The 25,949-nt window shown below is 64.6% G+C and carries 22 protein-coding genes and 1 pseudogene; 18 read left to right on the top strand and 5 right to left on the bottom strand.

What is annotated here, in order from left to right; translation table 11 throughout:
* The first annotated feature begins 128 nt into the window (after positions 1–128).
* The 6 genes and pseudogenes from XH96_RS28790 (at position 129) to XH96_RS28770 (ending at position 7,579) form a co-directional block, all read left to right on the top strand.
* Positions 129–899, top strand: coding sequence for a methyltransferase domain-containing protein (locus tag XH96_RS28790; RefSeq protein ID WP_194394296.1), 771 nt, complete (start codon positions 129–131; stop codon positions 897–899).
* A 198-nt stretch (positions 900–1,097) separates the two neighbouring features.
* Positions 1,098–2,099, top strand: a complete 1,002-nt coding sequence (locus XH96_RS28785; protein ID WP_194388931.1) for a DctP family TRAP transporter solute-binding subunit — start codon at positions 1,098–1,100, stop codon at positions 2,097–2,099.
* A gap of 68 nt (positions 2,100–2,167) precedes the next feature.
* Positions 2,168–2,677: pseudogene (locus XH96_RS39890) on the top strand (TRAP transporter small permease); the annotation flags it as partial.
* 306 nt (positions 2,678–2,983) lie between these two features.
* Positions 2,984–4,225 (top strand): TRAP transporter large permease subunit, encoded by a 1,242-nt coding sequence (locus tag XH96_RS39885; protein ID WP_246790196.1) that lies wholly within the window; start codon positions 2,984–2,986, stop codon positions 4,223–4,225.
* Between the two features lie 163 nt (positions 4,226–4,388).
* Positions 4,389–5,546: a GGDEF domain-containing protein gene (locus tag XH96_RS28775; RefSeq protein WP_194388927.1), complete on the top strand. Its 1,158-nt coding sequence runs from the start codon at positions 4,389–4,391 to the stop codon at positions 5,544–5,546.
* Between the two features lie 104 nt (positions 5,547–5,650).
* Positions 5,651–7,579, top strand: coding sequence for an alkyl/aryl-sulfatase (locus XH96_RS28770; RefSeq protein WP_194388925.1), 1,929 nt, complete (start codon positions 5,651–5,653; stop codon positions 7,577–7,579).
* Between the two features lie 161 nt (positions 7,580–7,740).
* On the opposite strand, the gene XH96_RS28765 is transcribed toward XH96_RS28770, so the two are convergent.
* On the bottom strand, positions 7,741–8,811 hold the full coding sequence (locus XH96_RS28765; protein WP_194388924.1) for a glycosyltransferase family 4 protein: 1,071 nt from the start codon (positions 8,809–8,811) through the stop codon (positions 7,741–7,743).
* Between the two features lie 275 nt (positions 8,812–9,086).
* On the opposite strand from XH96_RS28765, the gene XH96_RS28760 reads away from it, so the two are divergent.
* Genes XH96_RS28760 through XH96_RS28745 form a run of 4 tightly spaced genes read left to right on the top strand, consistent with a single transcriptional unit; the run spans position 9,087 to position 14,969 of the window.
* Positions 9,087–10,850 (top strand): ABC transporter ATP-binding protein, encoded by a 1,764-nt coding sequence (locus XH96_RS28760; RefSeq protein WP_194388922.1) that lies wholly within the window; start codon positions 9,087–9,089, stop codon positions 10,848–10,850.
* 59 nt (positions 10,851–10,909) lie between these two features.
* Entirely contained in the window at positions 10,910–13,114 is a 2,205-nt protein-coding gene (locus XH96_RS28755) for an amylo-alpha-1,6-glucosidase (protein ID WP_194388920.1), read from the top strand.
* Positions 13,115–13,137: 23 nt separating this feature from the next.
* Complete coding sequence (locus XH96_RS28750; protein WP_194388919.1) at positions 13,138–13,659, top strand: PRC-barrel domain-containing protein; 522 nt, start codon at positions 13,138–13,140, stop codon at positions 13,657–13,659.
* A 23-nt stretch (positions 13,660–13,682) separates the two neighbouring features.
* Positions 13,683–14,969, top strand: a complete 1,287-nt coding sequence (locus XH96_RS28745) for an MFS transporter (protein WP_371739892.1) — start codon at positions 13,683–13,685, stop codon at positions 14,967–14,969.
* A gap of 66 nt (positions 14,970–15,035) precedes the next feature.
* Here XH96_RS28745 and XH96_RS28740 read toward each other — a convergent pair whose 3' ends face one another.
* From XH96_RS28740 to fixL, 4 genes are all read right to left on the bottom strand, one after another.
* Complete coding sequence (locus XH96_RS28740) at positions 15,036–15,734, bottom strand: helix-turn-helix domain-containing protein (RefSeq protein WP_194388915.1); 699 nt, start codon at positions 15,732–15,734, stop codon at positions 15,036–15,038.
* Between the two features lie 203 nt (positions 15,735–15,937).
* The gene (locus XH96_RS28735) at positions 15,938–16,354 is read right to left on the bottom strand and encodes a response regulator transcription factor (RefSeq protein ID WP_194388914.1); all 417 of its coding nucleotides are present in this window, start codon (positions 16,352–16,354) and stop codon (positions 15,938–15,940) included.
* 43 nt (positions 16,355–16,397) lie between these two features.
* Positions 16,398–17,015: a response regulator FixJ gene (gene fixJ, locus XH96_RS28730; RefSeq protein ID WP_194388912.1), complete on the bottom strand. Its 618-nt coding sequence runs from the start codon at positions 17,013–17,015 to the stop codon at positions 16,398–16,400.
* Between the two features lie 3 nt (positions 17,016–17,018).
* Positions 17,019–18,536, bottom strand: a complete 1,518-nt coding sequence (gene fixL / locus XH96_RS28725) for a sensor protein FixL (protein WP_194388911.1) — start codon at positions 18,534–18,536, stop codon at positions 17,019–17,021.
* A 212-nt stretch (positions 18,537–18,748) separates the two neighbouring features.
* On the opposite strand from fixL, the gene XH96_RS28720 reads away from it, so the two are divergent.
* The 8 genes from XH96_RS28720 (at position 18,749) to XH96_RS28685 (ending at position 25,939) form a co-directional block, all read left to right on the top strand.
* Positions 18,749–19,582 carry a universal stress protein gene (locus tag XH96_RS28720; RefSeq protein ID WP_194388910.1) on the top strand — a complete coding sequence of 278 codons (834 nt, stop codon included), beginning with the start codon at positions 18,749–18,751 and terminating at the stop codon, positions 19,580–19,582.
* A 38-nt stretch (positions 19,583–19,620) separates the two neighbouring features.
* Positions 19,621–20,046 carry an HPP family protein gene (locus tag XH96_RS28715; protein WP_028179364.1) on the top strand — a complete coding sequence of 142 codons (426 nt, stop codon included), beginning with the start codon at positions 19,621–19,623 and terminating at the stop codon, positions 20,044–20,046.
* A gap of 349 nt (positions 20,047–20,395) precedes the next feature.
* Positions 20,396–22,045 (top strand): cytochrome-c oxidase, cbb3-type subunit I, encoded by a 1,650-nt coding sequence (ccoN, locus tag XH96_RS28710; protein WP_194388909.1) that lies wholly within the window; start codon positions 20,396–20,398, stop codon positions 22,043–22,045.
* Between the two features lie 12 nt (positions 22,046–22,057).
* Complete coding sequence (gene ccoO, locus XH96_RS28705; protein WP_194388908.1) at positions 22,058–22,792, top strand: cytochrome-c oxidase, cbb3-type subunit II; 735 nt, start codon at positions 22,058–22,060, stop codon at positions 22,790–22,792.
* 13 nt (positions 22,793–22,805) lie between these two features.
* Positions 22,806–22,970 (top strand): cbb3-type cytochrome c oxidase subunit 3, encoded by a 165-nt coding sequence (locus XH96_RS28700; protein WP_028179361.1) that lies wholly within the window; start codon positions 22,806–22,808, stop codon positions 22,968–22,970.
* A 6-nt stretch (positions 22,971–22,976) separates the two neighbouring features.
* Positions 22,977–23,852 (top strand): cytochrome-c oxidase, cbb3-type subunit III, encoded by an 876-nt coding sequence (gene ccoP, locus XH96_RS28695; RefSeq protein ID WP_194388907.1) that lies wholly within the window; start codon positions 22,977–22,979, stop codon positions 23,850–23,852.
* Between the two features lie 118 nt (positions 23,853–23,970).
* Positions 23,971–25,437 (top strand): cytochrome c oxidase accessory protein CcoG, encoded by a 1,467-nt coding sequence (gene ccoG, locus XH96_RS28690; RefSeq protein WP_194388906.1) that lies wholly within the window; start codon positions 23,971–23,973, stop codon positions 25,435–25,437.
* A gap of 16 nt (positions 25,438–25,453) precedes the next feature.
* On the top strand, positions 25,454–25,939 hold the full coding sequence (locus tag XH96_RS28685) for a FixH family protein (protein ID WP_194388905.1): 486 nt from the start codon (positions 25,454–25,456) through the stop codon (positions 25,937–25,939).
* Positions 25,940–25,949 lie beyond the last annotated feature (10 nt).

Raw genomic sequence — 25,949 nt, 5'->3', positions numbered from 1 at the left:
CTTGGTTGCTTTGCGTTTTGCTGTTCGTTTCCTGCCCCGTCCCGCGTGCGGCGATTTGCCGAACCGAGACGAGCAGTGGTAACCAAGAGCCTCGGCGAAGGAAACACGAAAAAGAAAAGGCTCTGATGATGGTCTGGGATCCGCAGCAATATCTGAAGTTCTCCGGCCATCGGCTCCGGCCCGCCGTCGACCTCCTGATGCGGATTCCGGATTTTGCCCCGCGCGCGATCGCCGATCTCGGCGCCGGCGCCGGCAACGTGACGAAGCTGATCAGGGAGCGCTGGCCGGATGCGCGCGTGACCGGTGTCGAGGGATCGGCCGAGATGGTCGCCGCGGGACGGAAGGCGGCGCCGGACGTGCAATGGTCGCACGAGGATCTCGGCCATTGGAGTCCCGCCGGGCAATACGACCTGATCTATTCCAATGCCGCACTGCACTGGATGCCCGATCATGCGGCACTGTTTCCGTCGCTGATGGAGAAGGTGGCGCGTGGGGGCATCTTAGCGGTGCAGATGCCGCGCAACTTCACCGCGCCTTCGCATGTGCTGATCGGCGAGACCGCGCTGGATGGTCCGTGGCGGTCCAAGGTGGAGCATCTCGTCACCCCGCCGCCGGTCGAGGGACCGGCCTTCTATCACGATCTGCTTGCGCCGATGTCGGCCAACATCGACATCTGGGAGACCGAGTATCTCCAGGTGCTCGAGGGTGAGAACCCCGTGAAGGAATGGACCAAGGGGACCTGGCTGACGCGCTACCTCGACGTCTTGCAAGGCGAGGAGAAGATCGCGTTCGAAGCCGCCTATGGGATGCGCGTCGCAAAGGCCTATCCGAAGAATGCTGCGGGGCAGACGCTGTTCCCGTTCCGGCGCCTCTTCATGGTCGCCCAGCGCAAAGGCTGATTGCAGTGCCGCATTGCGGCATAAGCGCTCGTTCCCTCTGGACGCGCACGGACACCGGGTTGCGCATGCAGCGGTCCTCAAGTTAGCTTGGCTGCGGCAAACAGGGCTTGGGTCCAGTTGTTCGAGCAGCGGATTGCTGCCAGGACTGACCTGAAGAACAAGAAGAACCCGGTTTCCGAGTTGTTGGGAGGTACGTTCATGCGCAAGCTGCTTGCCGCGGTCGCCGCCGCGGCTGTTTTCTTGGCTCCCGCCATCGCCCAAGCCCAGAGTCCCATCGTCATCAAGTTCAGCCACGTGGTCGCCAACGACACCCCGAAGGGCAAGGGCGCGCTGAAATTCAAGGAGCTCGCCGAGAAATACACCGACGGCAAGGTCAAGGTCGAAGTCTACCCGAACTCCACGCTCTACAAGGACAAGGAGGAGATCGAGGCGCTGCAGCTCGGCTCGGTGCAGATGCTTGCGCCCTCGACGGCGAAATTCGCGCCGCTCGGCATCAAGGAGTTCGAGGCGCTCGACCTGCCCTGGCTGTTCAGGGACGACCAGACCTACGCCAGCGCGATGAAGGGCACGATCGGCAAGTGGCTGTTCCAGAAACTCGAGGCCAAGGGCATCACCGGGCTCGCCTATTGGGACAACGGCTTCCACATGCTGTCCGCCAACCGTCCCTTGCTGAAGCCGACCGATTTCCAGGGGCTGAAATTCCGCATCTCCGGATCGAAGGTCGCCGACCAGTATCTCCGCATCATGGGCTCGATCCCGCAGATCATGGCGTTCTCGGAAGTTTATCAGGCCTTGCAGACCGGCGTGGTTGACGGCTGCGAGAACACGGCGTCAAACTACCTCACGCAGAAGTTCTACGAGGTGCAGAAGGACATCACCGTATCCTATCACGCGCATCTGCAATATGCTGTCATCGTCAATTCGAAGTTCTGGTCAGGTCTTCCGCCCGATATCCGCGCAAAGCTGGACAAGGCGATGGCGGAGGCGACCGACTACACCAACTCGATCGCGCGGCAGGAGAACGAGGACGCGCTGGCCGAGATCAAGAAGATGGGGAAGACCAATCTGCATTATCTCACCGACGCCGATCGCAAGGCCTGGCAGGAGGCGATGCAGCCGACGTATAAATGGGCAAAGGGGCGGGTCGGGCAGGAGGTGCTCGATCTCCTCGCCAAGGAACTCGACGTCAAGATGAACTGACGGGCTGCGCCCTAATAAGAACAATACCAACGGTCGGGGGTGATCGCACTCCCGGCCGTTGCGCTTGAATGATCCAATCCGGGGGGACCAAGTTGCTGCGCGCGCTGAATCGTTTTCTCGATCATCTCGAGGAGTGGCTGATCGCGACGATGATCGCGGCTGCGACATCGCTCATCTTCGTCGCCGTGCTGCATCGCTACGGTGCCGGGCTGTCGATCGACATCGCCAAATGGGCGGAAGCGCGAAATCTCGCCTTCCTCGCCGTGCCGGCGCGAGCGGTGTTCGTGTGGCTCGCCGCGCTCGACCTGTCCTGGGCACAGGAACTCTGCATCTACATGTTCATCTGGATGGCGAAGTTCGGCGCCGCCTACGGCGTGCGCACGGGCATCCATGTCGGCGTCGACGTGCTCGTCAACCTGCTTCCCGGCGGATCGCGCCGGCGCGTCATCACCTTCGGTCTCCTGTGCGGCGCCCTCTTCACCGCCATCGTCGGCTATTTCGGGGCCGCCTTCGTTGGCCACATGTGGCAGAGCGGCCAGCAATCCAACGATCTCGAAGCGCCGATGTGGATGGTGTATCTCACGATCCCGCTCGGCTCCGGCCTGATGTGCTTCCGCTTCCTGCAGGTCGCCTGGTCGTTCTACCGCACCGGCGAGCTGCCGCATCACGACATGGCGGGCGTCGAGGGTGTCGAAGCGGATCCGGTGCATCCGGCGCCGGTCACGCCGAGCCAGGTCGTCCGCGACGAGCGCAGCCCGCTCGGCTGGATCCTGATGCTGCTGCCGGTCCTGATCGTCGCGATCTGCTTTGCCCATGCAGGCCATCTCATCACGCTGCCGCAGGGCGCGCGCGTCGCCATCGTGTTCGCGCTGCTGCTCTCGCTGATGCTGACGGGCATGCCGATCTCGATCGCGCTGGGTCTGACCGTGCTCAGCTTCATGTTCACGCTGACCGACGTGCGAACGGAATCGGTGGCGCTGAAGCTGTTCACCGGCATCGAGAATTTCGAGATCATGGCGATCCCGTTCTTCATCCTCGCCGGCAATTTCCTGACCCATGGCGGCGTGGCGCGGCGGATGATCACCTTCGCAACCTCGCTGGTCGGTCATTGGTACGGCGGTCTGGCTCTGTCGGGCGTGGTCGCCTGCGCGCTGTTTGCCGCCATCTCCGGCTCCTCGCCGGCAACGGTCGTGGCGATCGGCTCGGTGATCCTTCCCGCCATGGTCGCGCAAGGCTTTCCGAAGCGGTTCGGCGCGGGCGTGATCACGACGTCGGGCTCGCTCGGCATTCTCATCCCGCCGTCGATCCCGATGGTGCTCTACGCCGTGTCCACAAACACCTCGGTCGGCAAGCTGTTCATCGCCGGCATCGTGCCGGGGCTGGCGCTCGCCTCGCTGCTCGGCGCCACCACGTTCTATCGGGCCTGGCGCAACGACTATCCGCGGATGCCGAAAGCCACCTTCCGCGAGCGTCTCGATGCATTCCGCAAGTCGATCTGGGGCATCCTGCTGATCGTGATCGTCATCGGCGGCATCTATAGCGGCCTGTTCACGCCGACCGAGGCTGCCGCCGTCAGCGCGGTCTACGCCTTCATCGTGGCCGTGTTCATCTACAAGGACCTCAGGCTGCGCGACGTTCCGCGCGTGCTGCTGTCGTCGGCGAATCTCTCCGCGATGCTGCTCTACATCATCACCAACGCCGTGCTGTTCTCGTTCCTGATGACTTACGAGAACGTGCCGCAGGCGCTGGCGCAATGGATGATCGACCAGGGCCTGGGATGGATCGGCTTCCTCCTGCTCGTCAACCTGCTGCTGCTGGTAGCGGGCAACGTGATGGAGCCGTCCTCCATCATCCTGATCATGGCGCCGATCCTGTTTCCGGTCGCCGTCAAGCTCGGCATCGACCCCATCCATTTCGGCATCCTGATGACGGTCAACATGGAGGTCGGGCTGTGCCATCCGCCCGTCGGCCTCAACCTCTACGTCGCCTCCGGCATCGCCAAGATGGGGATCACCGAACTGACGGTCGCGGTGTGGCCCTGGCTCCTGACCATGCTGGGATTCCTCGTGGTGGTGACGTATTGGCCCGGCCTGTCGCTCTGGCTGCCTCGCTTGCTGGGCATGTAGCCGCCGCGTGGCGGGGACGGAGACGATGAGTATGCGTCTCCGTCCGTCCTGGGGCGAGATATGGCTAATGCGCGGTAAATCCGCACGCTCAAATGCGATCCTTGAGTAGCGAACGCATCTTTACGGGTCTTCGGTAGATAAATGCCAGCGGATGGGAGCTGGCATGTACTTCAACAGAATGGAATCCGGACCGGCGTCGATTTCGGACGCCGTCCATTTGGAGGTCATCACGGGCCTTCACGGCACGATGATGCCAACCATTCTCGCGGCCGCCGGCCAGGCGATGGTCGGCGCCATCACCACCTACGAGACCGGTGACATGATGACGGCCGGCCTGACGGTCGCCGGGGTGGTGGTGGCGATTGTCCGTCTCGTCGAGATATTTGCATTCCGCCGCCGCCTCGCGGCTCCGCCACGGCTCGGCCGGGCCGAGGCCGTGCGCTGGGAACGGCGTTACATTGCCGGCACCGTTGTAACGGCCCTCGTGCTCGGCGTGTTCGCCGCGCGCAGCATCGTGCTGGGCGATGCGCTCTGCTGCGTGATGGCGGTCGGCATCGGTTTCGGCTTCGGCGCCGGCGTGGTGGCGCGGCTGGCGCTGCGTCCCGCTGCGGCGCTGCTCGATCTCGCCGCGATCGCCGCGCCTGCCGCGATCGTGAGCTTCATGCAGCCCGATCTCCGCCATGTCGGGCTCGGTCTCCTCATTCTGATGTATGTGGTCGCGAGCTTCGAGATGGTTCGGCTCAACTTCAACGCCTCGATCAGCCAGATCACGCTCAAGCGCCAGTTCGAGCAGCTTGCGCGCTCCGACCCGATAACCGGCGTGTCAAATCGTTCGGTGCTGGCAAGGGATCTGCCGGTGATGCTGTCGGCCGGGATGATTGCCGTCCATACGCTGGATCTCGACCGCTTCAAGGAAGCGAACGACCGGTTCGGCCACCCCGCCGGCGATGCGCTGCTGAAGCAGGTCGCCGGACGGCTCAAGGCGCTGGCCGGGCCTGACGACCTCGTGATCCGCATGGGCGGCGACGAGTTCGTCCTGGTGCAGCGCGCCGCGTCCGACGCGGAGGCGATGGCACGGCGGATCGTGCAATCGATCGGCACGCCATACGAGGTTGACGGTCAGGTGATCGATCTCGGTGCGAGCGTAGGCGTTGCCGTCGCCCCGGACAACGGCCGAACCGCAGAGGCGCTGTTGTCGTGGTCGGACAAGGCGCTTTATCGGGCCAAGCAGAATCGTGGCGGCTACGTGCTGGCCAGCGAGCTGCGGATGGCGGACAACGCCACGGCATCGCGCCAAGCCGTTGAAGGCGTCGCTGCTTAAACGGTGCACCCTCTCCTCATCTCGCTCCATTTCCTTCGTCTCCTCCAATGGCAATCGACCGCAAGATGCGGTTAGATGCCGTGCATCAGGCGGGGAGGAGCAACATGACGGAATCCAGCAGCGAGCCGAAGGACGCATCGCCGTCCGTCATCGCTCAGCACGAGGCCATGCTCAACGCATTGCCGTTCTCCGACACACGCGACTTCGACGACGCCGCGCGCGGCTTCCTCGGCACGATCGAGAACGCGACGATCACGAATCCCCAAGGGCGGACGGTCTGGAGCCTCGAACCCTATGGCTTCCTGTCCGCCGAGCAGGCGCCGCACACGGTCAATCCGAGCCTGTGGCGGCAGTCGCGCCTCAACATGCAGCATGGCCTGTTCGAGGTCGTGCCCGGCGTCTACCAGGTGCGCGGGCTCGACATCGCCAACATGACGCTGATCGAGGGCGACAGCGGCGTCATCGTCGTCGACACGCTGACCTCGATCGAAGGCGCCCGCGCCGCGCTCGATCTCTATTTCGAGCACTGCGGCACGCGACCGGTCGCGGCGATCATCTTCACCCATACCCACACCGACCATTGGGGCGGCGCGCGCGGCGTGCTGGCGGACGATGCGCTCGCCACCGGCAGCGTGCCGATCATCGCGCCGAACCTGTTCATGGAGCACGCCGTCTCCGAGAACATCATCGCAGGACCGGCGATGCTGCGCCGGGCGCAGTACCAGTTCGGACCCCTTCTGGCCAAGGGCGCGCGCGGGCAGGTCGATTGCGGCCTCGGCAAGTCGATGGCGGCAGGATCGGTCGCGCTGCTGCGCCCCACGGACCTGATCATGGCGACCGGCGAGACGCGCGTGATCGACGGCGTTGCATTCGAATTCCAGATGGCGCCGAACAGTGAAGCACCGGCGGAGATGCACTTCTTCGTTCCGCGCTACAGGCTGTTGAACCTCGCCGAGAACTGCACGCACAATTTCCACAATCTGCTGCCGTTCCGCGGCGCCGACGTGCGGGACGCGCTGGCCTGGTCGAAATATCTCGGCGAAGCCTTGCAGCTCTGGGACGGCAAGGCCGAGGCGATGTGCGGCCAGCACCATTGGCCGGTGTGGGGACGCGAGCGGATCGGCACGATGATCCGGCAGCAGCGCGACCTCTACAAGTTCGCGCATGACCAGACCATCCGCCTGATGAACCACGGCCTGACCGCGGCCGAAATCGCCGAAACGATCCAGCTGCCGAAGAGCCTGGAAGGCGCCTGGCACGGCCGCGGCTATTACGGCCACATCCGGCACAATGTGAAGGCGATCTACCAGAAATATCTCGGCTGGTACGATGCCAATCCGGTCAATCTCGATCCGCTGCCGCCGGTCGAGTCGGGCAGGAAGTATGTCGAGTACATGGGCGGCGCGGACGCGATCCTGGCGCGGGCGGCGGCCGATTTCGACAAGGGAGAGTTCCGTTTCGTCGCGCAGGCGCTCGGCCATCTCGTCTTTGCCGAGCCGGATCATGCGGCGGCGCGCGCACTCCTGGCCGATACGCTGGAGCAGCTCGGTTATGCCGCCGAGAGCGCGACCTGGCGCAACGCCTATCTGTTCGGCGCGCAGGAATTGCGCCAGGGCATGCCGAAGGTGCCGGCGCGTCCGCCGATGCCGCGGGAGACGCTGGCCGCGCTCCGCACCTCCCAGCTCTGGGACGTGCTCGGTATCCGTCTCAACGGTCCCAAGGCGGAAGGCAAGCATATCGTCCTGAACTGGCGCTTTTCCGATACCGGCGAGACCTTCGTGCTCAATCTGGAGAACTGCGCGCTCACTTACGCCGAGGGCGTGCAGGCGGAAAATGCGGATGCCAGCTTCACGCTCGCGCGCGCAACGCTCGACGAGGTCATCGCGAAGCTGACGAGCTTTCCGGAAGCGGTCGCCGCCGGCAAGGTCGAGCTCGCGGGCAATCCGATGAAGCTCGCCGAGCTGATGGGACTGATGGACGAGTTTCCAAGGATGTTCGAGATCGTCGAGCCGAAGCGGGCGGCGGTGAGGTAGGCGAGGATGCTGTTGGCGCCGGATGAGGGGTCTTTCTCCACTGAGAAAGTTTCAATGCGGAGGCAACCCCTCACCCCAGCAAGTATGCGGCCTCATTCTTGAGCCCTCTCCCACAAGGGGAGAGGGCGCTTCGATTGGCAGCCGCGGTGCGCGGCCGTGAATTACTCCGCGCTGCTGACCAGCTTGATCCGCGGCGCCTGTGCCTCGGTCAGGCTGCGATAGGCCGCAAGATAATCCAGCGCCATGCGCCGTGCGCTGAAGCGCGTCTCGAACTGCTTGCGGATCGCGGCGCGGTCGAGTTGCGGCAAGCGTTTCACCACGCCGGCAGCGCTGATCACGTCCTCGACGATGAAGCCGGTCAGCCCATCGTCGATGATCTCCGGAACCGAGCCGCGGTTGAAGGCGACCACCGGCGTCCCACAGGCCATGGATTCGATCATGACGAGGCCGAACGGCTCCGGCCAGTCGATCGGCAGCAGGAGGCCGAGCGCGCCGCTCAGGAAGTCAGACTTCTCGTGATCGCTGATCTCGCCGATGAACTCGACCAGCGGATTGTTCTCGATCATCGGCCGGATCAGCTCGTCGTAATAATCCTGGTCGGCGCGATCGACCTTGGCCGCGATCTTCAGCGGAATGCCGCAATGGGTCGCGATCTTGATGGCGCGGTCGACGCCTTTTTCCGGCGCGATGCGGCCGAGCACGGCGAGATATTCCTGTTTCGCCGGCTTCGGCGTCAGCAGGGTCTCCGGCAGGCCGTGGTGGATAGTCGTCACCCAGTTCGCCTGCGGCACCGGCCGCCGCTGCGCGTTGGAGATCGAGATCACGGGCATCCTGGAGAAGGTGTTGAAGACCGGCTGGTGCTCCGGCAGGTCGAGCCGGCCGTGCAGCGTCGTCACGAATGGCGTCGGCTGCCGGTGGAACAGCGACCAAGGATAATAGTCGAGATGGAAGTGGAGGAAGTCAAACTCCTCGTCGTCACATTTCTGCCGCACCCGCTCCAGCAACACCATGTGCAGCGCATTGGGATCACGCACGGAACCGTCGAGACGGAGCGCCTTCGGCCACAACGCATCCAGCTTTGCCGACGTCTGCGAGTCGCCGCTGGCGAACAATGTGACGTCGTGTCCAAGGGCTACCAGCTCCTCCGTCAACCAATGCACCACCCGCTCGGTGCCGCCATACAGCTTGGGTGGAACAGCCTCCGTCAACGGAGCTACCTGCGCGATGCGCATCTCACCATCTCCTCTGCGATCATGAACGTTGAAAGCCCCCCGTACGTCGGCACCGGCTATGCCAGCCAAGGGAACGTTCCCGCACTTGCGAAGTTCCTTCCTCCGAACGTTACATATTCGACACGTCGGGGGACTGTCGCGATGCTGCCACTAGATCTTCGCACATCGCCCGCATCCGCATGTCGTGATGGCGTTGCCCGGGAACCGAGGCGAAGTGGTCGATGTTCACTCGGCCAGTAACGAAACGAAAATCAGCATAACGGGGCGATAGTCATATGGATCAGCTTTCTGGATACGCGCGCAGGCCATTTGCCTTTGTCTTGCGCTATCTCCGGCGTCGTCTCGCCTCGCATCTGGTGATCCTGGCCGCCGTCGTGGCGGCCGTTGCCTGCTCCGTGGGCACCCAGTACGGCGTCAAATCCCTCGTCGACAGCCTGTCCGCCGGACCGGGGCACGGCGGCAGCGTATGGCTGGCATTCATTCTGCTCATGTCGCTGATCGCAGCCGACAACTTCCTGTGGCGGATCGCGAGCTGGACGGCGAGCTTCACCTTCGTGCGTGTCACGGGTGACTTGCGCCGTGACATATTTCGTCATCTGACCGGGCATGCGCCGAGCTACTTCTCGGATCGGATGCCCGGCATGCTGACGAGCCGTATCACGGCGACGTCGAATGCGGTGTTCACCGTCGAGAACATGTTCGTCTGGAACGTGTTGCCGCCTTGCATCGCCACAATTGCGGCAATTGCCCTGATTGGAACCGTCAGTCCTTACATGGCCCTCGGCCTGGTCGTGATCGCCGGCGGCATGGTGGTTGCGATGTTCCATCTGGCAGCCGCCGGCAAGCCGCTGCATGACGATTTCGCCGACAAGGCCGCGGTGGTCGACGGCGAGATGATCGACGTCATCAGCAACATGCCGCTGGTCCGTGCCTTCTGCGGCATCGGCCACGAGCATGAGCGGTTCGACGCGACGGTGAACCGGGAGCTCACCGCGCGCAGCCGCAGCCTGCGTTATCTGGAAAAGCTGCGGCTGTTGCATGCCGTCATCACCGTGCTTTTGACGATCGCGCTGATGGCCTGGGCAATCACGCTGTGGCAGAAGGGCCAGGCGACGACCGGCGATGTCGTGCTGGTCTGTACGCTCGGCATCTCCATCCTGAGCGCCACGCGCGATCTCGCGGTGGCGCTGGTCGATGTCACCCAGCACGTCGCACGCCTGACCGAGGCGATCGCCACGCTGCTGGTGCCGCACGAATTGCGCGACCACCCCGAGGCCGAGCCGCTGGTGAAGAGCGGCGCTGCAATCGCGTTCAACAACGTGACCTTCGGCTATCCCGGCAGCGAGAAGATCTTCGAGCGGTTCAGCCTGCGCCTCCAGCCGGGCCAGCGCGTCGGCCTCGTCGGGCAGTCCGGCGGCGGCAAGTCGACCCTGTTCACGCTGCTCCAGCGCTTCTACGACGTCGACGAGGGCAGCGTCACCATCGACGGCCAGGACATCTCCAAGGTGACGCAGCTGAGCCTGCGCGAGGCGATTTCCGTCGTGCCCCAGGACATTTCCTTGTTTCATCGCTCCATTCGCGAGAACATCCGCTACGGCCGGCCCAATGCGACCGACGACGAGGTGCTGCGCGCGGCGATCGCTGCGCGCTGCGACTTCGTCGAGAGCCTGCCTGACGGCCTCGACACCATGGTCGGCGACCGGGGTGTCAAGATGTCCGGCGGCCAGCGCCAGCGCATCGCGATCGCGCGCGCCTTCCTGAAGGATGCGCCGATCCTGCTTCTGGACGAGGCGACTGCTGCGCTCGACAGCGAGTCCGAGGAGGCGATCCGCGAGGCGCTGTCGCGCCTGATGCGCGGCCGCACCGTGATCGCGATCGCGCATCGGCTGGCCACGCTGCGCAATTTCGACCGCGTGGTGGTGCTGAGAAATGGTAAGATCATCGAGGACGGCTCGCCCGAACGTCTGATGCAGGGCCACGGGCCGTATCGTGAGCTGGTCACGCAGGAAATGAGCCGGCTCGCGCAAGCCGCCGCGTAAACCAACAGTCGCGTTTCTCGAGTCGGTTGCGTTTTGAAACAGGCGCAGGGGAGCAGCTCATGTCGGCCGAAGCCGTCACCCAACTCGTCTCCGTGACGCGGACCTCGGAACAGGTCGCGGAACAACCGTTCTATATCCCGATGACGGGGCCGTCGGCGCGGCCACGGCGTTCGCTCAAGCACGACGACACTTTCATCGTGCTCGACAGCCATGGCGACATCGGCGCATCCGCCGGCGGGCCGGACGGCCTGTTCCATCACGATACGCGCTACCTCGCGCGGCTCGAGCTCGTGCTCGACGATCTCCAGCCGCTGCTGCTCGGCTCGAATCTGCGCGACGACAATTCGGCATTGACCGTCGATCTCACCAATCCGGACATCTACCGGCAGGGCAGCCTCGTGCTGCAGAAGGACCTGCTGCACATCGTGCGCACGATCTTCCTGTGGCGCGGCACGGCCTATCAGCGCATCGGCGTGCAGAACCATGGCGACCGGCGCACCAGCGTCGACCTGACGCTGCTGTTCGGCAACGACTTCGCCGATCTGTTCGAGGTCCGCGGCGAGCGGCGGCCGCGCCGCGGGATCGGAACCAGCCGGCTGCTCGGGCCGACCGACGTCATGTTCGAGTATCGCGGCCTCGACGAGGCCGAACGGGCGACCGGACTGCATTTCGACCCGCGTCCGACGCGGCTCTCGGTCAATGCCGCGACCTGGGAGCTCGACCTGGAGCCGCACCAGGCCAAATCGCTGTTCGTGGCCGTGTCCTGCAACCGGCCGGTGACGGAAAAGCCGGTGCGGTTTTTCCCGGGGCTGCTGGCGCACCGCCGCGAGATGCGGCAGTTGACCATGGGCGCGGCCAGCATCGAGACCTCCAACAACATCTTCAACGAGGTGCTGTGTCAGGCCATGGCCGACCTCAACATGCTGATGACCGAGACGCCGCAGGGGCGCTACCCCTATGCCGGCATTCCCTGGTACTCGACGACGTTCGGTCGCGACGGCCTCATCACCGCGCTCCAGATGCTCTGGGTCGATCCGCGCGTCGCCAAGGGCGTCCTGCGTCGGCTCGCGCATTTCCAGGCCACGGCGATCGATCCGCTCGCGGACGCTGCGCCCGGAAAGATCCTGCACGAGATGCGCGGCGGCGAGATGGCGGCGCTCGGGGAGGTGCCGTTCGCGCATTATTACGGCAGCGTCGATTCGACCGCGCTGTTCGTGCTGCTCGCAGGAAGCTATTTCGAGCGCACCGGCGACGAGGCCACGCTGATCGAGCTGTGGCCGGCGATCGAGGCGGGGCTGGCCTGGATCGACGGCCCTGGTGATCCTGACCAGGACGGGTTCGTCGAATATCAGCGCGCGACCGAGAAGGGGCTGGCGAACCAGGGCTGGAAGGATTCCTACGACGCGATCTTCCATGCCGACGGACAGCTTGCAGAGGGCAATATCGCGCTCGCGGAAGTCCAGGGCTACGTCTTTGCCGCCAAGCAGCTCGCGGCGCGTTGCGCGCTGCGGCTCGGCAAGCCGGACCGCGCGCGCAAGCTCGAGGCCGAAGCCAGGGCACTCGCCGAGCGCTTCGAGACGTCGTTCTGGTGCGAGGACCTCGGCACCTATGCGCTCGCGCTCGACGGCGAGAAGCGGCCCTGCAAGGTGCGGACCTCGAACGCCGGGCAGGTCCTGTTCAGCGGCATGATCCGTGAGGATCGCGCCCGCCTCGTCGCCGCCGATCTGATGGGGCCGCATTTCTTCTCGGGCTGGGGCATCCGCACCGTCGCGCAGGGCGAGGTGCGCTACAATCCGATGTCCTATCATGACGGGTCGATCTGGCCGCACGACAATGCGCTGATTGCGCTCGGGCTCGCGCGCTACGGCCTCAAGCATTCGGTGGCGCATGTTTTCAAGGGGCTGTTCGATGCCGCGACCTATATGGATCTGCGCCGGTTGCCCGAATTGTTCTGCGGCTTCCGGCGCGAGAAGCGGCGCGGCCCGACGCTCTACCCGGTCGCCTGCGCGCCGCAGGCTTGGGCCAGCGCGACGCCGTTCACGCTGCTGGAGGCGGCGCTCGGCCTCGAGTTCGACGTGGCACGCGGCGAGATTCGCCTGCGCAATCCGCATCTGCCGGCGTTCCTCAACGAGGTGATCCTGCGCGATCTGCGCCTCGGCGAATCCAGCGTCGATCTTCGCGTCAGCCGCCACGGCGACGACGTGGCGCTGGAGGTTCTGCGCACACGCGGCCAGATCCAGGTCTCGATCGTGCTGGCGCGCTAGCGTTGCATCGTGAGGAGGGTGACATGCGTGCGATCGGAGCGTTGATCCTGAGCGTGGCGATCGTGGTTGCCCTGACGGTCGCACCGTCGCGCGCCGCGGAGGATCAGCCCGCAGGCCAGAATGAAGCGAACGTGCCGCCGATGGCACCGCCGCCGGTCTCGACCGTTCCGGTGACGCCCAAGGACGCCGCGCCGCCACCGTCGGTAACCATCATCGGTGCGAGCGAGGCCCACGGCGTGCTCGGCCGCGACGTTCGCAGCGCCGCCGGCGAGGACATGGGCCGTATCGTCGACGTCATCGTCGATCGCACCGGCCATGTGCGGGCCGCGGCGATCGATTTCGGCGGCTTCCTCGGTGTCGGCAGCCGCAAGATCGTGGTGGACTGGAACGCGCTGCGCTTCGGCAAGATCGCCAACAAGAAGGACAGCATCACGCTGGAATTGACCAAGGCGCAGGTCGCGGCCGCGCCGGAATACAAGGAGGACACGCCGATCGTCGTGCTCGGCGCGTCCGGCAGCCTTCAGCCGCTGCAAGCGATCCAGTGAGGTGCCGGGAGGGCTCATCGCCTGTGCTGTTGTCGAGGAAGCCGAACCATGCGGATCACGGCGCCCGCGCCGAGCAGGACAAGGTCGCTGCGCCTTCGGCCGCGGCTATTCCGGCGCCCTCGCGCCAGAGCCTGCGCGGCCTCGACTGGTTCATCTTCTTCCTCGCCGACGTACAGACCGGCTTCGGCCCCTTCATCGCGGTCTACCTGACGACGCAGAAATGGACTCAGGTCGAGATCGGCCTCGTGCTGTCGATCGGCGGCATCGTCGCGTTGATCGGGCAGATGCCGGGCGGCGCGATCATCGATGCCGCGAAGTCGGAGCGCCTGGTCGCCGCCCTCGCGATTGCGACCATCGGCGTCTGCGCGCTTGCCTATGCCGCCATGCCGATCTTCCCGGTTGTGGTCGCCGCCGCCACCTTGCACGCGGCGGCGAGCTGCGTGCTCGGGCCGGCGATCGCCGCGATCAGCCTTGGCCTCGTCGGCCCGCTCGCGATTGGCGAGCGGCTCGGCCGCAACGCGCGCTTCGCCTCGCTGGGCAACGGCGTCGCGGCGGCGGTGATGGGCACCGCGGGTTATCTCCTGTCGAGCCGCTCGGTGTTCCTGGTCACTTTCCTGCTCGCGATCCCGACCCTGATCGCGCTCTCGCGCATCCGCGAGAACGAGGTCGACATCAGGCGCTGTCACGGCGAGATGCCGCCTGAAGCCGCGGACCGCGGCGATACCAACATCTGGCACTTGATCCGGCAGCGTCCGCTCATCGTCTTCGCGCTCAGCGTGCTGTTGTTGCAGCTCGCGAACGCCGCGATGATGCCGCTGATGGCGAGCGCGGTGACGGCGCGGTCGAGCCAATGGGCGACCGTGCTCGTCGCCGCCTGCATCATCGTGCCGCAGGCGATCGTGGCGCTGCTGTCGCCGACGGTCGGGCGTAAGGCACAGCTCTGGGGCCGGCGTCCGCTGCTCTTGATCGGATTCGGCGCGTTGACGATTCGCGGGCTGCTGTTTGCGACCGTGCGCGATCCCTACCTGCTGGTGCTGGTGCAGGTGTTCGACGGCTTCACCGCCGCGGTGTTCGCAGTCATGATTCCGCTGATCGTGGCCGACGTCGCCTTCGGCAGCGGTCATTTCAACCTGGCGCAGGGGATCGTGGGGACTGCGACCGGCATCGGGGCATCGTTGAGCACGGTGCTCGGCGGCTATGTCAGCGACAAGTTCGGCAATGCCACCGCATTCATCGGGCTGTCCGGCGTCGCCGCGACGGGGCTCCTTCTGATCCTGCTGATGATGCCGGAAACCCGGCGCAAGGCCTGATCGCGACAAAAGAGAAGGCCGGCCGAATCGGGTTCGGCCGGCCAAGTCACGGGGGGAGAAAACCGATCAGGCGTCGAGATTGTGCAGGCGCTGGCGGTTGCGCAGCACGATCTGGCGGGCGCCGGAGAAGCCGAGAATGCCCTGGGCGTGAAGCTGCGACAGTGCGCGCGACACGGTTTCGAGGGTGAGGCCGAGATAGTCGCCGATGTCGCGGCGGCACATCGGCAGCGCCATCATGCCGGCAACGGCGAGGCGGCGGTCCATTTCGAGCAGGAAAGTCGCAACACGCTCCATCGCAGTCTTGCGGCCCAGCAGCAGCATGTGATCCTCGGCATGACGAAGCTCACCGGCGGTCATCGCCCATAGCTTGCGGGCAACCTGCACGTCGGTGCCGGCGGCCTTCTCGAGGCTCGCGCGCTTCACGAGGCGAACGTTGGTGTCGATGATGGCTTCCGCGGCGAGACGGTGAGTGGGACCGGATTCGAGGCCGAACACGTCGCCGGGGAGATGGAAGGCGCCGATCTGGCGACGGCCGTCGGAAAGAAGCTTGTAGCTGCGCACCGCGCCGGTGACCACCTGATAGACGTACTCGGCCGCCTCGTCCTCGCCGTAGATCTCCTCGTCCTTGCCGTAGGAGAACTCGGTGGCGACCAGGCCGACATGGCCCGTGATCGCGCCGAACTGGTCGGTTACGGGGTGGGCAGGGGCAATCTTGCCACCGATTTGGGTGTTGATCGCCTGGGTGTTGATTGTCTGGGTCAGCATCTGCGCCATCTCCGTTGTGATGGCGCTTTCCTACGCGGTATCGGGGGCTTCGAAAATTTCGAGCGATATCTTAAGGAGGGTGCCTTACGTAGAATCCCGTAGGTCAGGCGCGATGAGATCAGAATGAATCGTCATTGCGCCTTAGGTTACTGTTTGAGCACGATCTTTTCGGAAAACCGCTGCGCACTTTTCCGGATCATGCTCTAGGCGCGGGGGCGGTCCTGGATGGCATGGCGGATGCACTTGACCAGGTTTTCTTCGAGAAGCGGCTTCAAGACCACGTCCTTGATGCCCGCCGACGCCGCCCGGGCCGAGATGTTCTCGTCGGGATAGCCGGTGATCAGGACCACAGGCGCGTCGCAGTCGGATTTGCGCAAGCGGCCGGTCAGCTCGATGCCGTTGATATCCGGCATCTTGTAGTCGATGACGTAGCAGTCCGGCCCGGCCGCGCCGCTGACATTGAGTAGCGCCGTGCCGCTCCTGAATGTCCGCACGGCAAAGCCATCGGTCTCCAGCAGGAACCGCAACGATCCCAGGACGGCGGCATCATCGTCGACCACAAAGACGGTGAGTTGTGGGGAGGACGGTAGCCGCGCACCAAGTGAGCTGACCTCGATCATGCTGACTGGTTAGCATGGCCCCGGGAAGGCGCCTTGACCTGCCTCAATCGTTGAGCATGCCGGCACGCATCGCTAGCCGGACGAGTTCGGAGAGGCTGCTCGCCTGCATCTTGGTCATGACGTTGGCCCGGTAGACCTCGATGGTGCGCGGGCTGATGTCGTATTCGCGGGCGATCAGCTTGTTGGAGAGGCCCGCGATCAGCCCTTCCATGACCTGGCGCTCCCTGGGACTCAAGGACGCGACGCGGGCGGCGATGTCCTGCGCGACGGCTTCGTTCTTGGCGGCAGGCTCGGCCCGGCGGATGGCCGCATCGATCATGGCGGTGAGACGGTCGTCATCGAACGGCTTTTCCAGGAAATCGACCGCCCCGAGCTTCATGGCTTCGACCGCGAGCGGCACGTCGCCATGACCGGTCATGATCACGATCGGGAAGGGGCTCTGCTGCGCCTTCATCCGCTTCAGCAGTTCGATCCCGTCGAGGCCGGGCATGCGCACGTCGGAGACGACGCAGCCGAAGGCGAGGCCGGGCAGGGCTTCGAGAAAGGCGAGGGCGTCGTCGAACAGGGTGACGCCGAAGCCGGCGGAATCCAGCAGGAAGTTCAGCGAGTCCCGCATCGCTGCGTCGTCGTCGATGACGTAGACATTTCCCTTGGTCGTCATGGATCAGCTCTCGTCGGTTGCCGGCAAGGTGAAGCGGAATGTCGCTCCGCCCGCCGCGTTGCTCTCGGCCCACATGCGGCCGCCGTGAGCCTCGATGATCGAGCGGCTGATCGACAGTCCCACGCCCATGCCGGTGTCTTTGGTGGTGAAGAAGGTCTGGAACAGGTTAGGAATGACGTCGTCGCGGAAGCCCGACCCGGTGTCGGAAACCTCAACCTCGATCATGTCGTCAGCGACGCAAGTGTTGGCGACGACGAGCTCGCGCCGCGGCGACTGCGCCATTGCTTCCAGCGCGTTGCGGAACAGATTGACCAGCACCTGCTGGATCTGCACCCGGTCGGCGAGGACGAGATCGGCGTCAGGATCGAGGCTGAAGCGGAGCTGCACGTTCTGCTCGCGCGCGCCGGCGAGCCCGAGCGCGCCGGCTTCCTCGATCAGCTTCGACAGGCTCTCGACCCGCTTTTCCGATTCGCCGCGCGAGACGAAGTCGCGCAGCCGGCGGATGATCTGGCCGGCCCGCAAGGCCTGCTCCGCCGCCCGATCGAGCGCGCTTTCGACCTTCGCCGAGTTGGGATCGCTGCTGCCGGCGAGGAGGCGCCGCGATCCCTTCATGTAGTTGCTGATCGCCGCCAGCGGCTGGTTGAGCTCGTGGGCGAGCGCGGAAGCCATTTCGCCCATTGCGGTCAACCGCGACACATGCACAAGCTCGGCTTGCAGTTCCTGGAGCCGCGCCTGGGTCTGCTGGTGCTCGGTGAGGTCTCGCACGAAGCCGGTGAAATGGGGCTCGCCCGCGCGCTGCGTCTGCCCGACGGAGAGATGCATCGGGAAGGTCGTGCCGTCGCGGCGCTTGCCCGTCACTATCCGGCCGATGCCGATAATGTGCGGATCGCTCGTCCTGAGGTATCGCGCAAGATAGCCGTCGTGACGCGACTGATCGGGCTCAGGCATGAGAATGCTCACGTTCCGGCCAATGGCTTCCTGCCTGCTGTAGCCGAACAGCCGCTCCGCGGCACTGCTGAAGAGCTGCATGATGCCGCGTGAATCGATGACGATCATGGCGTCGGGCACCGTTTCGAGAATCGAGCGAAGATGATTCTCCTGGGAGCGCAGGGCCTCCTCGAGCTGCTTTTCCTCGTTGATGTCGAGGAATATCCCGCTGAGATGACGTGGCGCGCCCGAATCGTCCCGGATCACGCCGGCCCTGGCTCGGATCCATTGGCCGTTTCCGGACGCGCCGCCGACCTTGAAGGACAGGTCAAGTCCCCCACCGCCTTCCGAGGCGCGCCCGATCTCCTTCAGGAGGTGGTCCCGATCGCCCGGCTCCAGCAGCGAAAGAAAGAGGTCGTAGCTGACGGCCTGGTCCCGCTCGAGGCCAAACAGCCGCTTGGCCATCTCCGACCATTCAAGCTCGCGGGTCTGCAGATCAAAGTCCCAGGTGCCCACCCCGAAGCCCTCGATGCGGCCCCGGAAATGCTCGCCCCGAACCTCGTCTGCCGGATGAGTCACGCGGGTCGGCGCCAAGCTCTGCTCCTGTTCTCAGCGGGCAGGCAGGATGCCATTACCGCTACGGCAATTTCGCCCAAGGCTCGCCCAGAGGCAAGCGCGGACGTTGAATTCGCTATCGTATCCTCATTGAACAGCGAGAGCCAGAAAGCGCCTGTTTGATCTATCTCATCCTGCCGCGCGGCAGCAGGCTTACGATTTGAAAAAATTGGTGATGCTGGAGATACCCGATGACATACGCGACCGTCATGGTCAGCTTGGCACTCGATCAGCCCAACGAAGCGCGTCTTCAGGTCGCGGGGGAGCTGGCCGAGCGCTTCGAGGCTGCGATCGTCGGGGTCGCCGCAGCGCAGTTCGCGCCGCCACTCTATTTCACCGACGGCACCGAGGCGCAGGCGCTGATCGACGAGGGCGAAGCTTCGGTCAAGCGGCGGCTGGCAGAGCTGGAAGCACAATTCCGCGCGGCCACGAAGGCGCGCGGCGGGCATGTGGAGTGGCGCAGCGCCATGGATTTTCCGGCGCGATTCGTCCTGGCGCAGGCGCGTTGCGCCGACATCGTCGTCAGCGGAGGGCAGAGCCCGGCCTTCTCCGATGCTTTCTCGCTCGCAAGCCCCAAGGATCTGGTGCTGCAGGCCGGCCGTCCGCTTCTCGTCGTCCCCGATCGGGTCAACTGGCTCGACCTGCGCAATGTGCTGGTGGCGTGGAAGGACACGCCGGAGGCGCGGCGGGCGGTGGCCGCCGCGCTGCCGATGCTGCGCAAGGCGAGGGACGTCAGCATCGTTGAAATTCCGGAGCAGGACGACGACCGCTCGGCCGTGATGGCCGGCGTCATCGACGTCGCCGCCTGGCTCGGCCGTCACGGCGTCACCGCGACCGCACGCGTCTCGGAGGCCGCAAGAGATGAAAGCTCCGCGGCGCATCTGGAGAAGGTCGCGGGCGACGTCGGTGCCGGCCTGATCGTCGCGGGCGCCTACGGTCATTCGAGATTTCGTGAGCTGATCCTCGGGGGCGTCACCCAGTATCTGGTCACGCAAACCGCCCGGAGCGTGCTGCTGTCGCACTGACCGCCGGCCGGTCAGTATCGAATCGAGGAGGACGCGTCATGTACAAATTTCTTGAACAGACTGTCGACGGCTACATGACGCGCAACGTCAAAACGGTGCAGCGCGGCCTCGACTTGTTCCAGCTCAGCGAGATGTTCGAGACCGACGATTTCAACTCCTATCCGGTCGAAGACGACGGGCAGGTGGTCGGCATCGTCACCAAGTTCGACATCCTGAAGTGCTTCGCCTTCACGCCGACCCAGATGTTGCCGCGCTATGATGACCTGATGAGACGCAAGATCGGCGACGTCATGACTCCCGAGTTCATCTATGTCAGCCCCGACACGCGGCTGACACGCGTGCTCCAGATCATGGTCGAGCACCGCATCAGGAGCATTATCGTGCTCGACGGTGCACAGAAGCTGGTCGGCATCATCGCCCGTGAGGACGTCATCGCGGCGCTCAAGGCGACGGCGCGGGACTGAGCAGGAGCTCCGTGATTATACGGAGAGATTTCTCTTCTTCCATTCGTCCCTTGTGGAAGAAGGTGGCACAGGCGGCCCTCGGCCGCCGTTCTTGGAAACGCGGAAGCGAAGCTTCCGCTATGGCGCCGGATGAAAGGTCTGTCTCCACGGAGGCGGGTTTCACTGCTGAGCCGACGCTTCACCTAACGAGTTTGCCGAACCCTTTCTCGCTGCCTTCTGCCAGGAGAGAGCGCTTCAACCGGCCGCGCATCGGCTCACATTAACAGAAATCCATCCAGCTTGATTTCAATCAATTCCCCGAGAGGGTGAATGTGATTTCTGGCGTTGTGTTCTTTCAGAGAGAATCCGCATGAGCCAGCCCTCCATCCCCAAATCCATGACCATCGGTGAAAGCGGCTTGGCTGTCGTGTTCGCAGTCACCGCTTTTCTTTGCGTGATCGCCTCGGCCAAGGCGCTCGATGCTCCCTTCGCCTTTCACGCCGCGCTCAGCGCGGCGGCGAGCCTGGCTGCGGTGTTCTTCATCGTCAACCGCTACTTCGAACGGCCGGCGGCGTTGCCGCCCCAGGAAATCAACGGCCGCCCGAACTACAACATGGGGCCGATCAAGTTCTCCGCCTTCATGGCGATGTTCTGGGGCATTGCCGGATTCCTCGTCGGCCTCATCATCGCCTCGCAGCTGGCCTGGCCCGCGCTGAACTTCGATCTGCCCTGGATCAGCTTCGGCCGGCTGCGGCCGCTGCACACCTCCGCCGTGATCTTCGCCTTCGGCGGCAACGTCTTGGTCGCGACCTCCTTCTACGTGGTGCAGAAGTCCTGCCGCGCGCGCCTCGCCGGCGACCTCGCGCCGTGGTTCGTCGTGCTGGGCTACAACTTCTTCATTTTGGTCGCCGGCACGGGCTATCTGCTCGGCGTCACCCAGTCGAAGGAATATGCCGAGCCGGAATGGTACGCCGATCTGTGGCTGACCATCGTCTGGGTCGTCTATCTGCTGGTCTTCCTTGCCACCATCTTCAAGCGCAAGGAGCCGCACATCTTCGTCGCGAACTGGTTCTACCTCGCCTTCATCGTGACGATCGCGGTGCTGCATCTCGGCAACAACCCCGCGCTCCCGGTCTCGGTGTTCGGCTCGAAGTCCTACGTCGCCTGGGGCGGCATCCAGGACGCCATGTTCCAGTGGTGGTACGGCCACAACGCGGTCGGCTTCTTCCTGACCGCCGGCTTCCTCGCCATCATGTACTACTTCATCCCGAAGCGGGCCGAGCGGCCGATCTATTCCTACCGGCTCTCGATCATCCACTTCTGGGCGCTGATCTTCCTCTACATCTGGGCCGGCCCGCACCATCTGCACTACACGGCGCTGCCCGACTGGACGCAGACGCTGGGCATGACCTTCTCGATCATGCTGTGGATGCCCTCCTGGGGCGGCATGATCAACGGCCTGATGACGCTGTCGGGCGCCTGGGACAAGCTGCGCACCGATCCTGTGCTGCGCATGCTCGTGGTCTCCGTCGCCTTCTACGGCATGTCGACCTTCGAAGGCCCGATGATGTCGATCAAGGTGGTCAACTCGCTCAGTCATTACACCGACTGGACCATCGGTCACGTGCACTCCGGCGCACTCGGCTGGGTCGGCTTCGTCTCCTTCGGCGCGCTCTACTGCCTGGTGCCGTGGGCCTGGAATCGCAAGGGCCTCTACAGCCTGAAGCTCGTCAACTGGCACTTCTGGATCGCGACCCTCGGGATCGTTCTCTACATCTCGGCGATGTGGGTGTCCGGCATCCTCCAGGGCCTGATGTGGCGCGCCTACACCTCGCTCGGCTTCCTCGAATATTCCTTCATCGAGACCGTCGAGGCGATGCATCCCTTCTACATCATCCGCGCCGCCGGCGGAGGGCTGTTCCTGATCGGCGCGCTGATCATGGCCTACAATCTCTGGATGACGGTTCGCGTCGGCGAACAGGAAGCCCAGATGCCCGTCGCTCTTCAGCCGGCGGAATGAGGAGCTAAAGCAATGTCGTTCTGGACACGCCACCAAATCTTCGAAAAGAACTCGATCATCCTGGTCGTCGGCATCCTGCTGGTGATCGCGATCGGCGGTCTCGTCGAGATCACGCCGCTGTTCTACCTCAAGAGCACGATCGAGAAGGTCGACGGGGTCAGGCCCTACACGCCGCTGGAGCTCGCCGGACGCAACGTCTACGTCCGCGAGGGCTGCTATCTCTGCCATTCGCAGATGGTCCGGCCCTTGCGCGACGAGGTCGAGCGCTACGGCCACTTCTCGCTCGCCGCCGAGAGCATGTTCGACCATCCGTTCCAGTGGGGCTCCAAGCGCACCGGTCCGGACCTCGCCCGCGTCGGCGCCAAATATTCCGACGACTGGCACGTGACCCATCTGACCAACCCGCGCGCGATCGTGCCGCAGTCGGTGATGCCGGGCTATCCGTTCCTCAGCAGGGCCGAGATCGACCCGGATGCGATCGCCGGCGACATGCGCACGCTCAGGACGGTCGGCGTCCCCTACAGCGACGAGCAGATTGCCAATGCCGCCGCCGACCTGAAGGCTCAGGCCGATCCGGACAACGCCGGCACCGATGCCTTCGGCAAGCGCTACGCCAAGGCCGTCGTGCGCAATTTCGACGGCAAGACCGGCACGCCTACGGAGATGGACGCGCTGATCGCGTACCTGCAGATGCTCGGCACGCTGGTCGACTTCAAGATCTACAACGAGAAAGCCAATCTTCGCTGAGAAGGCATGAACGATGAAAGCCATCCTGACCGTCCATAATCTTGCGTCCGATCTCGTGACGACGATCTGGACACCGGTGTTCGTCGCGATCTTTCTCGCGATCGTCGCCTACGCATTCTGGCCCCGTAACAAGGCTGTGTTCGACAAAGCGGCGCACCTGCCGTTGCGGGAGGAGTAGAGAACCATGACCGATCATTCTAGCGACATCGATTCCGTCTCCGGCAAGTCCACGACCGGACACGAGTGGGACGGCATCAAGGAGCTCAACACGCCGCTGCCGCGCTGGTGGGTGATCACCTTCTACCTCACCATCGTGTGGGCGATCGGCTACTGGATCGTCTATCCGGCCTGGCCGCTGATCTCCAGCAACACCACCGGCGTGTTCGGCTACTCCTCACGCGCCGACGTCGCGGTCGAGCTCGCCAACCTTGAGAAGATCCGCGGTGACAAGATGGTGGCACTGGGCGCGGCCTCGCTCGCCGACATCGAAAAGGATCCGGCGCTGCTGGCGCTCGCCCGCGCCAAGGGCAAGACCGTGTTCGGCGATAATTGCGCGCCGTGTCACGGCTCCGGTGCCGCCGGTGCCAAGGGCTATCCCAACCTGAACGACGACGACTGGCTGTGGGGCGGCACGCTCGACCAGATCATGCAGACCATCCAGTTCGGCGCACGGTCCGGCCATGCCAAGACGCATGAGGGCCAGATGCTCGCCTTCGGCAAGGACGGCGTGCTGAAGGGCGACGAGATCGTCACGGTCGCCAATTACGTGCGGTCGCTGTCGGGCCTTTCCACCCGCAACGGCTATGACGCCGCCAAGGGCCAGAAGATCTTTGCGGAGAATTGCGCCGCCTGTCACGGCGATACCGGCAAGGGCAACCAGGAACTTGGTGCACCGAACCTGACCGACAAGATCTGGCTCTACGGCTCCGACGAGGCGAGCCTGATCGAGACCATCGGCCAGGGTCGCGCCGGCGTGATGCCGGCCTGGGAAGGCCGGCTCGATCCCGCCACCATCAAGGCGATGGCGGTCTATGTCCACTCGCTCGGCGGCGGCAAATAGCCGATCCGCGACCGACGACTTCCGGCGGGGGCGAAGAAAAGCGCCCCCGTTTGCGTTGGATCAAGGGCCTTTTCGGCGCCGGGTCTAGGTTTAATCGCACCTCTTGAAAGATTCAGCGATGAACAAGGCCGTCAATCCGAACGAACTGCAGCCTGCGGACGACAGCGGGCCGCTCTACGCGGCCCGCAAGAAGGTCTACCCGCAGAGCGTCTCGGGCACGTTTCGGCGGATCAAATGGACCCTGATGGCGATCTGCCTCGGCGTCTACTATTTCCTGCCGTTCGTACGCTGGAATCGCGGCCTCGGTGCCCCCAGCCAGGCGGTGCTGATCGATCTTCCCAACAGCCGCTTCTATTTCTTCTTCATCGAGCTGTGGCCGCAGGAGGTCTACTACTTCACCGGCCTGTTGATCGTGGCCGCGGTGGCGCTGTTCCTGATGAACTCGGTCGGCGGCCGCATCTGGTGCGGCTATCTCTGCCCGCAGACGGTGTGGACCGACCTGTTCTACGCCGTCGAACGGCTGGTCGAGGGCGACCGGCGCGAGCGGATGAAGAAGGACAAATCGTCCGATCCGCTGAAGCTCGAGCGCATCTCCGAGATCGTGCTCAAGCATTCGATCTGGATCTTGATCGCCTGGTGGACCGGCGGTGCCTGGGTGCTCTATTTCAGCGACGCGCCGACGCTGGTGAAGGAGCTCGTCACCTTCCAGGCGCCGATGATCGCCTATATCTGGATCGGCATTCTCACCGCGACGACCTACGTCCTCGCCGGCTTCATGCGCGAGCAGGTCTGCACCTATATGTGCCCGTGGCCGCGCATTCAGGCCGCGCTCACGGATGAATGGGCGCTCAACGTCACCTATCGCTACGACCGCGGCGAGAAGCGCACCTCCGTCAAGAAGGCCGCCGAGCTGCGCGCGCTCGGCCAGCAGGTCGGCGACTGCGTCGACTGCTATCAATGCGTCGCGGTCTGCCCGACCGGCATCGACATCCGCAACGGTCCGCAGCTCGAATGCATCCAGTGCGGGCTCTGCATCGACGCCTGCGACAACGTGATGGCGAAGATCGGCCGGCCGAAGCGCCTGATCGGCTACGACAACGACATCAACATCCACCGTCGCCAGGAAGGCAAGGCGCCGATCTACCGCATCGTCCGCGCCCGCACCGTCGTCTACAGCGCGATCATCGCGGCGGTCGGCGGCATCATGATCTACACGCTCGCGACCCGCAGCCTGCTCGACGTCAACGTGCTGCACGACCGCAATCCGGTCGCGGTCAAGCTCAGCGACGGCTCGATCCGCAACGCCTACACGGTGCGGCTGCTCAACAAGAGCGGCTATGACCGCGTCATCGCGATCGACGCTGACGGGCCGGTCAATTCGACCGTTCACGTCGTCGGCGTCGATTCGGTGACCCCGGATCGGCCGATGATCGTGATCCCGCGCGACTCGACGAGCGAACTCCGCCTTCTCGTCACCGCGCCGGCCGACAACAACCCGGAGAAGTCGATTCCGGTCCGCTTCCACGTCACGGACATCGGGCTCGGCGTCGTCGCGTCCGCCACCGACAATTTCGTCTCGCCTTAAGGATCAGGAGACTGCCATGGCTTCCAAGCCTCTGACCGGAACCAAGGTCTTGCTGATGCTGGTCGCTTTCTTCGGCGTCGTGATCGGAGTCAACGGGACCATGATGAAGCTCGCGATCGCGACGCTGCCCGGCACCGACGTCGACAGCCCCTACGCCGCGGGCCTCGTCTATGACCGCGAGATCTCGGCGGCGCAGGACCAGGCCGCGCGCAAATGGAAGGTCAACGCCCATATCGAGCGCCGCGGCGACGGCGGCGCCTCGGTCCAGGTCGAAGCCCGCGATGCCGGCGGCCAGCCGATCTCCGGGCTCAAGTTCGGCGGCCGGCTGGAGCGGCCTACCGACAAGCGTGCCGATCTCGCCGTCGAGCTCACCGAATCCGGCATCGGTCTCTATCGCGGCAGTGCCGCGTCCGTCGCGCCGGGCCAATGGGACCTGGTGATCGAGGGCGAGGCGCGGGGAACACGCGTGTTCCTGTCGCGCAACCGCGTGATCCTGAACTGAAGGACTTCGT

Origin of the sequence: Bradyrhizobium sp. CCBAU 51765, from assembly GCF_015291725.1 — a bacterium.
Lineage (GTDB): Bacteria > Pseudomonadota > Alphaproteobacteria > Rhizobiales > Xanthobacteraceae > Bradyrhizobium > Bradyrhizobium liaoningense.
The sequence above is the reverse complement of the archived record's forward strand: the minus strand, read 5'-3'. Positions and strand labels throughout refer to the sequence as shown.